A 15,210-nucleotide genomic window follows, 5' to 3' on the forward strand; every position below is an offset into this window, starting at 1 on the left:
TCGCCGTAGATACACGAGAAAAGGGCACGCAGGGGATACTCCCGGGGAAACCCTGGGACCGCTGGTCGTCGTTCCTGGCCTAAAGCAGTTTGGGAGGTTCTCCTGCGTCGGACTGGGACCGTTCCGTGTCCGAGCGAAACAGGAAGTCCTCCCAGGCTTCCATCCCGAACAGCATGAGCATGAGCAGGACCGGCAGGAGCAGGGCAATCATGGCCATGACGCCTCCCGGTGGAGCGGTGATCACGGGAATGCGGTGGCAGAGTCTCCTAGCCAGACTGATCCGAGCAGGGAAACGGCGCTCGCTCACCGCGGGAGCATGTAAGCCGTCCGGGTGAATTTTCGCCGGGCGCCCGAAAACCGGCCGTTGCGGCCGTAGACGTGAGCGGTTCGGGCTGGCCGGTGCGAGCCAGGGGGTGACGTCCACCGTCAGGCACCGTCAGCTGTGAGAACAAGCGTTGCACGCGCCAGTTCGGCGCACGCACGTTGACCCAGCAGGTCTCAGAACGCGGCTGCCAGCGCGAGCCAGGCGAGTACCATCACGCAGGCCGCCGCGGCGACCGCAGCGCGCCGGGCGAGCGGCACCGGCCGGGCGGCCGTCAGAGCTCTGATCCGCCGGTGCGCCACCGCCAGGAAGCCCAGCCAGAGCAGCGCGCTCAGCGCCACTGTCACCGCCCGAGGCGCGGTGACCCCCTCGTGGACGGCTTGTCTGCCGGCCAGCCCGGCGACGATGGTGCAGGCCAGCGTCGTACGTCGCCAGGCGAGCCGAGTGCGCTCCGGCTGCAGGCCGGGATCCCTCAGTCCGCCATCTGGCGGGCGGGACCCCCCGGCACCGCGGTCTGAAAGGCCGGGGTCGCTGGGCCGGGGCGCCCTCATCACCCTTCGCCCCAGCGGGACAGCACGACCGCCAGCATCACCAGCCCCACCATGCCCACGACCAGACTGAGCAGCACCGGGAATCGGGACACCGGCAGCTCCTCCCCACGTCGCACGGCTCGCTCGCACCGTACCCAGTGATGCGTCGCCCGCAGGGCCACCAGTGCGCCGGCCGCAAGGAGCGTGAGCGCCGTCCCGATCCGGACGGGCGCCCACAGGCCCGTCAGGAACAGGCCCACCGCGAAGCCCCCGACGACCAGGGCTACAGCGGTACGGATCCAGGCCAGGAAGGTGCGCTCGTTGGCGAGCGAGAAGCGGTAGTCGGGGGTCCCGCCCTCGTCACGCATTCGCTCGGGCGCGAACCACAGTCGCAGATGCGGCATGAAGCCGGAACCGGAGCCGATCACAGCCGCACCTTGCTCGGCCTCGGACTCCTATCCGTGACCCCGAGAGCTCGATCCGACTCGTCGCACATCCCCAACCTCGCCAAACGAGCAATCGGCGAAACCGCCGCAACCTTGCGAGACGCATAAAACGCAATCTCCCCTGAACTACATCGAATCAGACGTCCTCGTAGTGTTCAAGGACCGCTCGGACAACCTCGTCGCGGTGAGGAGCCGGATGGGCGTTTGGTCGTGTCGCTTGCGCGCGCCGAGGGAAAGGGCGATCTTGCCGGGCTTGGTGTGTGCGGCCGGTGCGATGTGCAGGGTGAGGACGCCGTTGTCGTAGGCCGCCTGGGCGGATTCGGTGTCGAGGGCGTCGGGACAAGGGGCGCTCGGCGCGCTTGTCCAGGTGCGCCCGGCCAGCGATGGGCGGGCGGCCTCGGCGACGGAACTGGCGTCGTCGGCAAGGGGCAGGTCGCGTAGGTGAACGACGCCGAGTACGTCGTCGATGTGACCCGCGCGGAGAACCGGGGCACGGGAGTGACCAGAACGGGCCAGGGCGAGGCGTGCCTGCTCCGCCGGCATTCCGTCGGACAGTGTGAACACCGAGCCGCGAGGGACGAGGATGGCACGCAAGGGATGGTCGTGGATTTCCAGAGCGCTGGAGATGATGGTGCGCTGTTCGACGGTCAGACCTCGGTGACTGACGACGATGTCGCGCAGCTCTTCGCGGCTGGGAGCTCGCTGACCTTGCCGCGGGTCGCCGCCGAACAGGCGCACGATCAGGTTTGTGGCCTGGCTCAGCGTCCACACGGCGGGGCGGGCCATGGTCGCGAGGATGTCGAGAGGGGGTGCGGCCAGCAGGGCCCACCGCTCCGCGTACTGCATGGCCAGGCGCTTGGGTGCAAGTTCACCTGCCACCAGGGTGACGAAGGTCAGCGTGAGAGTGACCGAGGCGACGGCCAGCGGCCTGGCTGCCTGTCCGGCGAAGCTGAGAACGGGCACCAAGGGCTCGGCCAGGGACACCGCAGCTGTGGCCGAGGCCAGGAATCCGGCCAGGGTGATGCCGATCTGGATGGTGGCCAGAAACCGGTTGGGCTCCTGAACAAGACGTACAAGCCGAGTCGCGGACGCGCCTTCGCCACGGTTCAGGCGGCGCACCTGGCTTTCACGCAGTGAGATCAGTGCGACCTCGCTGCCGGCGAACAGCGCGTTGAACACGATCAGCACGGCGATGAGCACCAGGTCAGTCCGCCGGCACGGTGGCAAGCGGAGAAGATTCTGGCTCGGGTTGCACCCTGCCGATTTGCGACGATCGTGGAGTCATGGGCTGGGATCGGACCACCGGGTTGTCCCTCGGCACGGTCGCGGTGGTTCTCCTTGCCTCTGTGGCGTGCATTCGCATGCTGGATCGGCTTGCTCCACCTGCGCGTCCAACGGCAGAACACCGACACGTCCGCGACGGAGGAGGCCCTGCGGCACCGGCCCGACGCATCGGGGTGCCCTCGCCGAGGCTGCTGTGCGGTCCGTCGTGCAAGACCGATGTGCAGCAGACGCACCGCGCCGGATGCGCAGTGGTGCCTCTGGAGGTGACCGGTGCTTGCGCCGTCCAGAGCAGCAGGCGTGGTGAGACGCGTCCGTGAACTCACCGGAGCCCGCCTCCACTTCGCGCTCATGGAGAATAGGGAAGGCGATTGCGGTGGCAAGAACCGGCGTCTTCAGCGCCCTGACCGATGAGCATCGCCATCAGCTCATGTCCTTCGCTCGTGAGGTGTCGTTCGACGTCGACGAGCGCATCTTCGACGAGGGCGGCAAGGCCGACCGCTTCTGGATTATCCGCACGGGCACCGTCGCCCTCGACGTCCGCGTGCCCGGCCGCCCCGCAGCAGTCATCGAGAGACTCGGCGCCGGCGAACTGCTGGGCTGGTCCTGGCTGGTCCCTCCCCATCACTGGTACCTGGGAGCCCAGGCCGCCAGCCCGGTGCGCGCCTACGAGTTCGACGCGACTGAGGTCCGCGAGCTGTACGGCAAGGACCCGGAGCTGCGGCACGAGCTGTGGGCCTATGTCGCCGAGGTGATCGGAAGCCGGCTCAGATCCGCCCGGGTGCGGCTGCTCGACCTCTACGCGCCCTACGGCGCCGGCGAAGTGCCCTGACGAGGCAAGCGGTCATGACGCAGGCCGACGAACTGTCGACCTGGGCCGGTGTGCGGATGCGGGCCACTGGCCTCCTGGAGACGATGGAACGACAGGCAAGCTCTGGTGCGGGCCGCGGACGAGCAGCAGGAAGCCCGTCGGTCAGGCGTGCGGGAGGAGCGGCGGCGTCATGAATCCCTTGAACACACTGAGCGATGCCGGAGTGTCGATCTGGCTGGACGATCTCAGCCGTGAGCGGCTCGTGTCCGGGAGCCTGGCGGATCTGGTCGCGCGGGACCGGGTGGTGGGGGTGACCACCAATCCGACGATCTTCGCCAAGGCCATCACCAGCGGTGACGCCTACGACGGGCAGATCCGTGACCTGGCGGCCCGCGGAGTCGGGGTCGGTGAGGCGCTGCGGGCGCTGACCACGACCGACGTGCGGTGGGCGTGCGATGTGCTGCGCCCGGTCTATGACGCGACGGACGGTGTCGACGGGCGGGTCTCCATCGAGGTCGACCCTCGGCTCGCCCACGACACGGCGGCGACGATCGCGGAGGCGCGGGCGCTGTGGTGGCTGGTCGACCGGCCCAACCTGTTCGTGAAGATCCCGGCCGCCCGGCAGGGCCTGCCGGCGATCACCGCGTGCCTGGCCGAGGGAATCAGCATCAACGTCACGTTGATCTTCTCTCTCGCCCGCTACGACGAGGTCGTGGACGCCTTCCTCGACGGGATGGAACGTGCCCGCGACGCGGGCCGGGAGCTCTCCGGTATCGGTTCGGTGGCCTCATTCTTCGTCTCCCGCGTCGACGCCGAGGCAGACGCACGCCTGGACAAGGCCGGCACCGCGCGGGCGACCGAGCTGCGCGGCCGTCTGGCGATCGCCAACGCACGGCTGGCCTACCAGCACTACGAGCGGGTTCTCTCCTCACCCCGCTGGCAGGCTCTTCGGGGGGCGGGAGCCCATCCGCAGCGTCCGCTGTGGGCTTCGACCTCCGTGAAGGACCCGGCCTACCCCGACACCCGCTACGTGACGGAACTGGTCGCACCCGGCGTGGTCAACACCATGCCGGAGGCCACCTTGCGCGCGGTCGCCGACCACGGCCGAGTACCGGCCGACTCGGTCCGCGCCCACTACGACGGCGCCGAGCAGGTTCTCGCCGAGCTGCGGGCCGTCGGCGTCGACTATGGCGACCTCGTGCAGACCCTTGAGGACGAGGGCGTGTCGAAGTTCGACGCCAGCTGGGAGCAGCTGTCCGAGCAGCTCGCCGACACGTTGCGGAGCCGTCCCGTCGCAGCCCGGGAAGGGAACTGACGATGTCCGAGAACGACGCGTGTGTGATCGTCGGGGCCAGCCTGGCCGGGGCCAAGGCCGCGCAAACCCTGCGTGAGGAGGGCTTCGACGGTCCGCTGCTTCTGATCGGCGACGAAAGCGAACGGCCCTACGAGCGGCCGCCGCTGTCCAAGGGCTACCTGACGGGCAAGGACCCGCGCGAGCAGATCTACGTCCATCCGCCGCAGTGGTACGCCGACCACAACGTGGACCTGCGGCTGGGCATCACGGTCACCGCCGTCGACCCGGCCGCGCGCGAGGTGACACTCGCCGACGGCGGCCGGGTCGGCTACGGCAAGCTGCTGCTGGCCACCGGATCCTCCCCGCGCCGCCTCCCCGTCCCGGGCGCGGACCTGGAGCGGGTGCTGTACCTGCGGCGGGTGGAGGACAGCGACCAGATCAAGGAAGCGTTCCAGTCCGCCTCACGGGCAGTGGTCATCGGCGCGGGGTGGATCGGACTGGAAACGGCCGCTGCTGCCCGCGCGGCCGGTGTGGAGGTCACCGTGCTGGAGATGGCCGAGCTGCCGCTGCTGCGGGTCCTCGGTCGCGAGGTCGCCCAGGTTTTCGCGGACCTGCACCGCGAGCACGGTGTGGATCTGCGCTTCGGCGCGCAGGTCGCCGAGATCACCGGCAGTGGCGGCGCGGCGGACGGGGTACGGCTGTCCGACGGCACCCGCATCGACGCCGACGTGGTCGTCGTCGGGGTAGGCATCACGCCGAACATCGGGCTGGCGCAGGAGGCGGGCCTGGAGGTCGACAACGGCATCCGCGTCGACGAACGGCTGCGTACCTCCTACCCGGACATCTACGCCGCCGGTGACGTGGCCAACGCCTTTCACCCGCTGCTGGGCAAGCACATCCGTGTCGAGCACTGGGCCAACGCGCTGAACCAGCCGCAGACCGCGGCCAAGGCCATGCTCGGCCGGCAGGGCGCCGTGTACGACAGGGTTCCGTACTTCTTCACCGACCAGTACGACCTGGGCATGGAGTACGCCGGATACGTCGAGCCCGGCGGCTACGACCGGGTCGTCTTCCGCGGTGACGTGGCCGGACGCGAGTTCATCGCCTTCTGGCTCGCCGGCAATCGGGTGCTCGCAGGCATGAACGTCAATATGTGGGACGTCAACGACCAGCTCCAGGCCCTCGTCCGCACCACTCAGCCAGTGGACGCACGTATGCTCACCGACCCACAGGTGCCCCTCGATGCTCTCGTTCCGGGCGCCCGGCACCCGTGAGCGGTTCAGCGACCGCCGGCCACAACTGTGGCCGGTGCGGTGTGACAGCGGCTGCCCCGGTAGCGGTGCACGTCGTAGTCGTGCCGGCCGACTCCCGCAGCGCCTCCTCCTGACGTCATCGCCCTCCCACTTCGGTGAGGTGTTTCACCGCGGTTGGGTGACGCCTAGCACGGAGAGCGCCTCGCGGACCATCTGATGCGTGAAGCCCCACTCATTGTCGTACCAGCTCATGATCTTGACCAGGGTGCCGTCCACGACCCGGGTCATCGCCGCGTCGACGATCGAGGCGCGTGAGTCGCCGATGATGTCGCTGGAGACGATCGGCTCGTCCGAGACGCCGAGGACGCCGCTGTAGCGGTCGGTGGTGGCCTCCGCACGGAAGCACTCGTTCACTTCCTCGATCGATGTCGGGCGGGCGGTGACGAGCACGATGTCGGCGATCGAGCCGACCGGGATCGGGACCCGGACAGCCACGCCGTCGAAGCGGCCGGCCAGCTCCGGAAGTGCCTTGGTGGTCGCGAGCGCGGCGCCGGTGGAGGCGGGAAGCATGTTTGCGGCCCCGGCCCGGCCGCGCCGCAGGTCCTTGCTGGGCCCGTCGATGAGCTGCTGGGTGGAGGTGTAAGCGTGGATGGTGGTCATCACGGCCCGCTCCACGCCGATTCTGCGGTTCATCACCTCCACCACCGGGGTGATGCAGTTGGTCGTGCAGCTCGCACAGGAGATGACCTGTTGCCCGGCCGGGGAATTGTTCACGCCGTGGACGACGGTGGCCATCGTCTCGGTGCGGGCGGGCGCCGAGAGGATCACGAATCGTGCGCCCGCGGAGAGGTGCCGGGACAGTTCCTCCTCTCGCCGGAACGCTCCTGTGCACTCAAGGACGAGATCGATGCCCAGCTCGCGCCACGGCAGCTCGGCCGGGTCGCGGCGGCTGTACAGCGGGACGGTGTGTCCGTCGACGACCAGCGCGTCACCGGCAGTGGTGACGGATTTTCCGTAGCGTCCGTAGACGGTGTCGTGGGTGAGCAAGTAGGCCAGATTCTCGGCGGAGACCAGGTCGTTGACCGCAGCCACTTCGACCCCGTCGAGGTCGTGCAGAATCTTGAACGCGGCTCGTCCGATGCGTCCGAGCCCGTTGATCGCGATCTTCGCCATCCGGCACTTCCTTCTCATCAATTTCGGGCAAATGCGGACGAAACCCTCGATCCGTCCTATCACCCCTCCGCTCCGCGTGCAGGCGGGATGCACCGAGACCGGAGCCCCCGCGTCTCGGTCCCCTCCCCTTGGTTTCCGGTTTCGCCCCGATTGCGGGCCGGGTGTGCGTGGTCGAGACTGGCCATGGTTGGTTCCGCCCGTCTAGGCGGTACTGCGCTGGGAGTTGCGCCGAAGGTATCCACACGCGTTCCAGGACGGACCGCCGATCCAGGCGCGGATCCTGCACCGGGGCGCGTGGGTGGGACCCGGGCGCGTGCCGGCCTCCGCCCGGTCCGTACCGAGGAGGCACGCCCATGTCCCTGGACAGCTTCGCCGCCCGCGGCACGCTCGACGCCGACGGTGCCTCCTACTCGCTCCACCGGCTCGACGCCCTGCCTGACTCCCAACGGCTGCCGTACTGCCTGAAGGTGTTGCTGGAGAACCTGCTGCGCCATGAGGACGGTCGCACCGTCACTGCCGACCAGATTGCGGCGTTGGCCGGATGGGACCCTGCGGCGGAGCCGGCGACCGAGGTTCAGTTCACGCCTGCGCGGGTGCTGATGCAGGATTTCACCGGCGTGCCGTGCATCGTGGACCTGGTGGCGATGCGCGAGGCCATGGCTGCGCTCGGCGGCGATCCGGCGCTCATCGATGCGCGGCGGCCAGTGGAGCTGGTGATCGACCACTCGGTGATCGCCGACTACTTCGGCGTTCCCGAGGCGTTCGGCCGCAACGTGGAGCTGGAGTACCGGCGTAATCAGGAGCGTTATCAGTTCCTGCGCTGGGGGCAGACCGCGCTGCGGAACCTGCGCGTCGTGCCACCGGGCACTGGCATCTGTCACCAGGTGAACCTGGAGCACCTGGCGCGTGTGGTGTTCGCCGAGGACGGCACGGCCTTTCCAGACACTCTGGTCGGGACCGATTCCCACACACCCATGGTCAACGGGCTCGGCGTGCTCGGCTGGGGAGTGGGAGGCATCGAGGCGGAGGCCGCGATGCTCGGCCGGCCGGTGAGCATGCTCATCCCCAAGGTCGTCGGCGTGCGGCTCACCGGCGGGCTGCCCGAAGGGAGCACCGCCACGGACATGGTGCTGACCATCGCCGAGCGGCTGCGTCAGCACGGCGTGGTGGGCGCCTTCGTGGAGTTCTACGGACCTGGCGTGGCCGAGGCGCCGTTGGCCAATCGGGCCACCATCGGCAACATGAGCCCGGAGTACGGCGCGACCTGCGCGATCTTCCCGATCGACGCCGAGACCCTTTCCTACCTGCGGCTCACGGGCCGGGACCCCGGCCAGGTAGCGCTGGTGGAGGCGTACGCCAAGGAGCAGGGACTGTGGCACGATCCCGGCCACACCCCTGACTACTCGCAGACCATCGACGTGGACCTGTCGGCCATCGTCCCGTCGATCGCCGGGCCCAAACGGCCGCAGGACCGCATCGCCCTGGCGGACGCATCGCGGGTCCTCACCGCTGTCCTGGACGGCGACGTGACCTGCGATGCGGCCCCGGTCGGGCTGGACCAGAGTGGCGTGGAGTCCTTCCCGGCCTCCGATCCGGTGGCCGTCACCGGCAGCCACCCCGGTGACCGGCCGGGGTGCCTCGACGCGACTGGAACGGGCAAGGCCCGGCCGCCTGAGCGTGTCCCGGTGACACTGGAGGACGGCGGCAGCTTCGAGATCGGGCACGGCGCCGTGGTGATCGCCGCGATCACCTCGTGCACCAACACCTCCAACCCACAGGTGATGGTCGCCGCCGCGCTGCTGGCCAAGAACGCCGTCGAGCGCGGCCTGCGGTCCAAGCCCTGGGTGAAGACCAGCCTGGCGCCGGGGTCGCGGATCGTCATGGACTACTTTGAACGCGCGGGCCTGACCCGATATTTGGACACGCTTGGCTTCGACCTGGTCGGGTACGGCTGCACGACCTGCATCGGCAACTCCGGTCCGCTGATCCCCGCGGTCTCGCAGGCGGTCACCGAGGCAGACCTCACCGTCGCCTCGGTGCTCTCCGGCAACCGCAACTTCGAAGGCCGCATCCACCCCGAGACGCAACTCAACTACCTCGCCTCACCACCGCTGGTCGTCGCCTACGCGCTGGCCGGATCCATGGCCGTCGACCTCACCCGCGACCCGCTGGGCACCGACAACGACGGCCGGCCCGTCCACCTGCGCGACATCTGGCCCACCCAGGACGAGATCCAGCAGGTGACCTCCACCAGCCTGCGGCCGAGCATGTTCACCGACGGTTACGCAGACCTGTTCACCGGGGACGAGCGGTGGCGGGCCTTGCCCACCCCCGACAGTGACCTGTTCGCCTGGGATCCCGACTCGACCTACGTGCGCAAGCCGCCCTACTTCGAGAACATGCCCCGCAGTCCGCGGCCCCCGGACGACATCACCGGTGCCCGGGTACTGGCCCTGCTCGGCGACTCGGTCACCACCGACCACATCTCCCCCGCCGGCGCCATCAAACGGGACTCACCGGCAGGCGAATACCTGCAATCCCACGGCATCGCCCCCGGGGACTTCAACTCCTACGGCTCCCGGCGCGGCAACCACGAGGTGATGATCCGTGGCACCTTCGCCAACATCCGGCTGCGCAACCTGCTGGCCCCCGGAACCGAGGGCGGCTACACCCGGCACCTGCCCGGCGGCGAGCAGACCACCATCTACCAGGCCGCGATGCGCTACGCCGCCGAGGACATCCCCCTGCTGGTCATCGCCGGCAAGGAATACGGCTCCGGATCGTCGCGGGACTGGGCCGCCAAGGGAACCGCACTGCTGGGTGTCAGGGCCGTCCTTGCCGAGTCGTTCGAACGAATCCACCGCTCCAACCTGATCGGGATGGGCGTCCTGCCGCTGCAGTTCGCCCCCGGCGACAGCGCCAGTTCTCTGGGCCTGACCGGTGAGGAGCAGTACACCATCCAGGGCCTTGCCGAGCTGCCCCACGAGGTCACCGTCGACGCGGAAGGGGCTGGCGGCACCAAACGGTTCACCGCACGCGTGCGCCTGGACACCCCAACGGAAGCCGACTACTACCGGCACGGCGGCATCCTGCCCTACGCCCTGCGCGCCCTGCTCCCCACATGACACCGCGCCGAGAAGCGCACCGCCGGCTTCCCGAATCATCGGAAACCCACGAAAGTCGTCCTCGCCTGTGCGCCACGGGATGAGGCGCCAACGAGGGCCCTTATCCGCAGCGGGCCCCGTCTCACTCGGCCTGGGTGCCGACGTCCGTCACCTCGACGGTCCCACGAACGATGACGACCGGACACGTGGCGTGCATCGCACACTGCTGACTCACGGAGCCCAGCAGCGTTCGACGGAATCCGCCCATTCCCCGGCTGCCCACCACGAGAGCCTTGGCCCCTTCCGACTCGCTGAGCAGGACCTCGACGGGATTGCCCTTGACCAGACGCATCCGCACCTGGGCGGCGCCCGACTCACCGAGAACCTGGTGCACCTGGTTGACCAGGCCCTGCTCCGCGGTCGTGCGGTCGAACGTGGGATCCACCGCGGGCGCGGACCACCCGTACGCCCAAGGCGGCTCCCAGGCAGCCACCGCCGCCACATCAGCGCCGATCAACTCGGCATACTGGACCGCCCACCGCAGCGCGGCATGCGACGAAGGCGACCCGTCGACACCCACCACGACGTTCAAGGCCGAGTCCCGTCCGTCCATGAATTCACCTCTTCTGCTCGCATATAGATCCAGACTGTGTGAAATATGTCCAGTCCGCCATACGGCCGCAGCCGACAGGGACGCCCCACCGATCCGGCGAGTGGGTGGGTGTCGGTGCCGGTCGGCGCGTCCAGCCATGTGGGACTGTTCGAACGGCACACCGGCGGATGGGTGCCGCCACACATACCTGGAGACCGCACACATGCAGAAGATCTCCCTGGACGCACAAGCTCGCGAGCAACTGGAGCGGGCCGCCTCCACATCCAGCGGGCGCAGCGCCACCACCGTCTACGGCGGCCATGAGCACACCCTGCGGCAGACCGTCATCGCCCTGACCGCCGGCACATCGCTGGCCGAGCACGAGAACCCCGGTGAGGCAACTCTGCTCGTGCTGCGCGGACACGTGCGGCTCACCAGCGGCGAGACCACCTGGGAGGGGCGCAACGGCGACCTGATCGTCATTCCCCCAGCCCGCCATGCCCTCCAGGCGATCGACGACGCAGCGGTGCTCCTCACCGTCGCCAAACCCGGCTGACGCCGTTGTTGCGCCTGTCCCATGACGGGCGGCTGACCGAACACCGGCCTCACGGTCATTTGCCGCGTCCTTTGGCAGCGGGACGTCGTTGGAGAGAACCTGGAAGAGAGGACACGGGAGGTGTGATGAGCGGCCTGGTTGTGGTGGGCGTGGACGGTTCGGACTCGAGTCTGTCCGCCGTAGAGGCGGCAGCGCGGGAGGCGCGGTGGCGCGGCGCGACTTTGCGGCTGGTGCATGCGTTCATCTGGCCCGCCATGCACGTACCCCTGGGCCGGTCTTTCCTGGGCCCGCCTGAGAGCGGCTTGCGCCACATGGTGGAACGCCTGATGGCCCAGGCACATGAGCGCGCCAGGACGGTGGCACCTGAGGTCGAGGTCACCCGCGCTGTAGTACCGGGGGAACAGCTGACGGTTCTGGAGGCGCAGTCGCGTTCCGCGGAACTCGTGGTTGTCGGATCGCGCGGTATGGGAGGCTTCGTCGGGCTGATGGTGGGATCGACGGCCGTGCATCTGGCAGCTCATGGCCGATGCCCCATCCTGGTCGTTCGCGAGCAAGGTCAGAGCGCCGGGCCGATCGTGGTGGGCGTCGACGGCTCGTCGGCCGGTGCGGGAGCGGTTGATTTCGCTTTCGCCGAGGCGGCGCTACGCGGGGTCGACATCGTTGCTCTGCACGCCTGGACCACCTGGAACGCGCCCATGCCGACGCCACAGGACGAGTCGATGCCGTATGCGAACGAGCCACAAGCGTTGGCTGCAGGGGAGGAACGTCTACTGTCCGAGGCGCTCGTCGGCCACCAGGAGACTTACCCGGGCGTGAACGTGAAGCGCGAAGTTGTCCATGGCGGAACGCGGGAAGCGTTGATCGAGGCGAGTCGCACAGCCCAGCTGCTGGTGGTCGGTGCACGCGGACGCGGCGGTTTCGCCGGACTGCTGCTGGGATCGGTGAGCCAGGCCATGCTGCATCACGCACACTGCCCTGTCGCGGTGGTCCGCGGCGCCGCCGATAGTTCCTGACGCCGTGCTTCGGGTAAAGCACAAGGTCAGAGGCATGTGGTGAGCCATCAGCCGCCCGGTGGGAGATCGATCCGATGTCTGTGCACCCGTCGCTGACGGGCAGCCTGGGCGACGCTTTGGTCGATGTCCTCTGGCCTTCACGGACCGCCAGCCAGGTCTGTCCCGTACCGACCTGCTGTCGGTGTCGGCGAAGTCTCCAGGATGGGCGGTCCTGGAGACTTCGTAAGTCCGGCTCCTCAGCGCGTTTCGGGGGCGGTCCCGTGCCACCCTGCGCTCCTGCTATGCGACTGTGTCAGTACGCGGGTCCACCGGTCGCCGTCCGCGGCGCTGGTACTGGTAGAACCGGCCTTGATGCAGTTCGCGCTCGATCAGTTCGAGCGACTTGCCCTTGGTCTCCGGCAGGAGGAAGTAGACGAAGGCCAGAGAGATGACGGAGATGGCAGTGAAGAGCCAGAAGGGCCCCGCTGCGCCGAGGTACTGGAACATCGTCAGCGTGGTGGCGGCGATGAGGAAGTCGAAGAACCAGTGGCTGAAGGCGCCGAAGGAACCGCCCTTGCCGCGCAGCTTCATTGGATAGACCTCGGCGTTGACCAGCCAGATCGTCACGCCGAAGGCGCCGTTGTTGGCGACCATGTAGAGGATCACCGCGGCGAAGACCGCGTACAGCTGCCAGCCCTGAGTGGCGTCCGATCCCCCGTCCAGCAGGAGCGCGATCACGATGAAGGACAGAATCGAGATCGGGACCATCGTCAACAGGTACTTGCGGCGTCCGACGATGTCCACGAGATAGCTGCCGATGAAGGTCATGATGAGGACGCCCACGGCCCCGAAGGCCGGCATGAGTACGGAGGCGTTCTCTGAGAAGCCCAGGTCGTGGAAGACGGTCGGCATGTAGTAGACGAGCGCGTTGTTGCCCGTGATCTGCGAGAACATGGCGACACCGCCGCCGAGCACCAGTGCGGGACGCACGCGCGCCGAGAAGAACTCCTTCCACGACCCGGCGTTGGCCTGCTGCTCATCGGCGACGACCGCCGCCATCTCGCCGAGCTCGCGTTCCACCTGTCCGCGGTCGCCGCGCAGTCTCAGCAGTACCCCCTGTGCCTGCTCGATCATGCCGTGCGCATACAGCCAGCGGGGGCTCTCAGGAAGCAGGAGGACGCCGAGCAGCATCACGATCGCGGGCAGGACGCCGAACGCGATCAGCCACTGCCAGGCCTCGTGGCCGATGAAGTAGCCGGTGAAGTGGGCGCAGACGATCCCGATCATGATCATGAGCTGGAACAGCACGACCAGTCGACCGCGTCGTTTCGCCGGAGCCATCTCCGAGATGTAGATCGGGGCCGCGCCGCTCGCAGCGCCGATGGCCAGACCGAGGAAGAACCGAGCCACGGTGAGGGTCGTGGGGGTTGTACGTACGGCGCAGGCTGCGGTGGCCAGGATGAACACCACCGCGATCAGCATGAGCATGGGTTTGCGGCCGTACCGGTCGCAGAGGTGGCTCGTACACGGCGCGCTGCACACGGCACCGAGCAGCAGCGCCGAGGTGATGATCTGCTTGTCGCCCTCCGTGGTGAGCTGGTAGGCGTCACTGATGCCAGGAAGCGCCGTCGCGATGATTCCGGTGTCGTACCCGAACAGCAGCCCGGACATCGCCGCGATGATGGAGATCATGACAATGGACGAGCTTCTGCCTTTTGCCCTCGCCGGTTCTGGGGCTGTGTCCGTGATGGATCGCATCAGGTCCCTCGAAGTCCTTTCTTCTTGCTCTGAGATGAGGCAGCGCGGCCACCTGGCCAGTTCAAGGTGATCGGCGGGCATAGGTGCGCCTAGGCGCACCTATGGCGTAGCCGAAACGGCTCTGCGGCCAACTGGGTCTTGAGCAGGGGCCATCGCGCCCTCCAGAGGTAAGCGTCCGCCCACGACGGTCGGTCCCAGCGACGTGTGGACCGCATGAGCATCCGACATCGCGGCTGAATGCGCAATGCTTTGCGCAATCATTTTCCGAAGGCTGTCGCCGTGGCCGCGGTGTCCCTGGCTTCCGGTCTCGTGGCATGCGGGACGACCGGTGACCAGGGCGGAGAGACCTCCGGCACCACAGGCTTCAAGATCGGCTTGCTGCTCCCGGACGTGCCGCAGCCCTGTTCAAGGAGGGCGCACTGTCGGCACTGCCGGGCACAGTGAAGGTCGGCAAGGTCTACGACACCCACGCGTGGCGGCCGGTGTCTCCGCCCTCAAGGCCGCCAAGATCGCGCCGCTCCCCTCCGGTCACCGGGCAGGAAGCCGCCCTCGCGGCGTACGGCGCATGGTCGCCGGCGATCAGTACATGACGGTCTACAAGGCCTCGGGCGTGGGGAACCACTCCACGGCCTCGCCGACGACAGGGTCAGCAGTGCCGGCGCCAGTCCCGGCCGCCTTGTTCGAGCCCGTGTCGGTGACCGCGGACAACCTCAAGGAGACCGGGTTCAGGACGACATGTACACAGTCAGTCAGCTCTGCACACCGGCTCTCCGGTCCGCCTACGAGAGCGCGGGATTGACGGAGAAGTAGGGCAGCGGGCATGGGGAAGGGCCGAGGGCCTTCGACCTGCCGATCAGGACCGTGGACTGCTATGAGCCCATGGGGTGTTGAGCCCGGACCGCTGCCCAGGTCGGGGAGCGGTCCGGCGCACGACGTTCAGCCCTCCGAGGGGGCGAGGCGCTTGAGCTCGGCCTCGGTCGACTTCAGCAGGTCGGTCCAGGAGGCCTCGAACTTCTCGACGCCCTCCTCCTCCAGCAGCTGGACCACGTCGTCGTACTTGATCCCGAGCTTCTCGACCGCGTCGAGGTCGGCGCGGGC

At 68.3% G+C, this 15,210-nt stretch carries 13 protein-coding genes and 1 pseudogene; 6 read left to right on the forward strand and 8 right to left on the reverse strand.

From position 1 onward, the window contains the following. Positions 1-79: 79 nt before the first annotated feature. From ACFZDE_RS37805 to ACFZDE_RS37820, 4 genes are all read right to left on the reverse strand, one after another. Positions 80-217 (reverse strand): hypothetical protein, encoded by a 138-nt coding sequence (locus ACFZDE_RS37805; protein WP_391006469.1) that lies wholly within the window; start codon positions 215-217, stop codon positions 80-82. Between the two features lie 281 nt (positions 218-498). Next, on the reverse strand, positions 499-873 hold the full coding sequence (locus tag ACFZDE_RS37810; protein ID WP_391213216.1) for a DUF202 domain-containing protein: 375 nt from the start codon (positions 871-873) through the stop codon (positions 499-501). Continuing rightward, positions 873-1,256, reverse strand: coding sequence for a DUF202 domain-containing protein (locus ACFZDE_RS37815; protein ID WP_391213312.1), 384 nt, complete (start codon positions 1,254-1,256; stop codon positions 873-875). Before ACFZDE_RS37815 ends, ACFZDE_RS37810 begins: the two co-directional genes overlap by 1 nt. Before the next feature lie 168 nt (positions 1,257-1,424). Continuing rightward, positions 1,425-2,498 carry a CNNM domain-containing protein gene (locus ACFZDE_RS37820; protein WP_391213231.1) on the reverse strand — a complete coding sequence of 358 codons (1,074 nt, stop codon included), beginning with the start codon at positions 2,496-2,498 and terminating at the stop codon, positions 1,425-1,427. A 511-nt stretch (positions 2,499-3,009) separates the two neighbouring features. Between ACFZDE_RS37820 and ACFZDE_RS37825 the strand changes: the two genes are divergently transcribed. The 3 genes from ACFZDE_RS37825 to ACFZDE_RS37835 all read left to right on the forward strand — a co-directional run bounded on the left by ACFZDE_RS37825 (position 3,010) and on the right by ACFZDE_RS37835 (position 5,958). Further along, the gene (locus ACFZDE_RS37825) at positions 3,010-3,411 is read left to right on the forward strand and encodes a cyclic nucleotide-binding domain-containing protein (protein WP_391006477.1); all 402 of its coding nucleotides are present in this window, start codon (positions 3,010-3,012) and stop codon (positions 3,409-3,411) included. A 169-nt stretch (positions 3,412-3,580) separates the two neighbouring features. Next, complete coding sequence (gene tal, locus ACFZDE_RS37830) at positions 3,581-4,705, forward strand: transaldolase (protein ID WP_391213243.1); 1,125 nt, start codon at positions 3,581-3,583, stop codon at positions 4,703-4,705. Between the two features lie 2 nt (positions 4,706-4,707). Continuing rightward, complete coding sequence (locus tag ACFZDE_RS37835) at positions 4,708-5,958, forward strand: FAD-dependent oxidoreductase (RefSeq protein WP_391213250.1); 1,251 nt, start codon at positions 4,708-4,710, stop codon at positions 5,956-5,958. A gap of 144 nt (positions 5,959-6,102) precedes the next feature. Here ACFZDE_RS37835 and gap read toward each other — a convergent pair whose 3' ends face one another. Then, the gene (gene gap / locus ACFZDE_RS37840; RefSeq protein WP_391213258.1) at positions 6,103-7,110 is read right to left on the reverse strand and encodes a type I glyceraldehyde-3-phosphate dehydrogenase; all 1,008 of its coding nucleotides are present in this window, start codon (positions 7,108-7,110) and stop codon (positions 6,103-6,105) included. Between the two features lie 353 nt (positions 7,111-7,463). On the opposite strand from gap, the gene ACFZDE_RS37845 reads away from it, so the two are divergent. Further along, on the forward strand, positions 7,464-10,235 hold the full coding sequence (locus tag ACFZDE_RS37845; protein ID WP_391213268.1) for an aconitate hydratase AcnA: 2,772 nt from the start codon (positions 7,464-7,466) through the stop codon (positions 10,233-10,235). Between the two features lie 121 nt (positions 10,236-10,356). On the opposite strand, the gene ACFZDE_RS37850 is transcribed toward ACFZDE_RS37845, so the two are convergent. Further along, the gene (locus ACFZDE_RS37850) at positions 10,357-10,827 is read right to left on the reverse strand and encodes a universal stress protein (RefSeq protein ID WP_391213276.1); all 471 of its coding nucleotides are present in this window, start codon (positions 10,825-10,827) and stop codon (positions 10,357-10,359) included. A gap of 202 nt (positions 10,828-11,029) precedes the next feature. Between ACFZDE_RS37850 and ACFZDE_RS37855 the strand changes: the two genes are divergently transcribed. Both ACFZDE_RS37855 and ACFZDE_RS37860 read left to right on the forward strand, forming a co-directional pair. Next, positions 11,030-11,362 carry a cupin domain-containing protein gene (locus ACFZDE_RS37855; protein WP_391006494.1) on the forward strand — a complete coding sequence of 111 codons (333 nt, stop codon included), beginning with the start codon at positions 11,030-11,032 and terminating at the stop codon, positions 11,360-11,362. A gap of 125 nt (positions 11,363-11,487) precedes the next feature. After that, entirely contained in the window at positions 11,488-12,375 is an 888-nt protein-coding gene (locus ACFZDE_RS37860; protein ID WP_391213285.1) for a universal stress protein, read from the forward strand. Positions 12,376-12,654: 279 nt separating this feature from the next. Here the strand turns inward: ACFZDE_RS37860 and ACFZDE_RS37865 are convergent, their stop codons facing one another. Then, complete coding sequence (locus ACFZDE_RS37865; protein ID WP_391213296.1) at positions 12,655-14,193, reverse strand: sugar porter family MFS transporter; 1,539 nt, start codon at positions 14,191-14,193, stop codon at positions 12,655-12,657. Between the two features lie 855 nt (positions 14,194-15,048). Further along, a pseudogene (locus ACFZDE_RS37870) lies at positions 15,049-15,210 on the reverse strand (transaldolase); the annotation flags it as partial.

It is taken from the genome of Streptomyces sp. NPDC007929, from assembly GCF_042959065.1.
Lineage (GTDB): Bacteria > Actinomycetota > Actinomycetes > Streptomycetales > Streptomycetaceae > Streptomyces.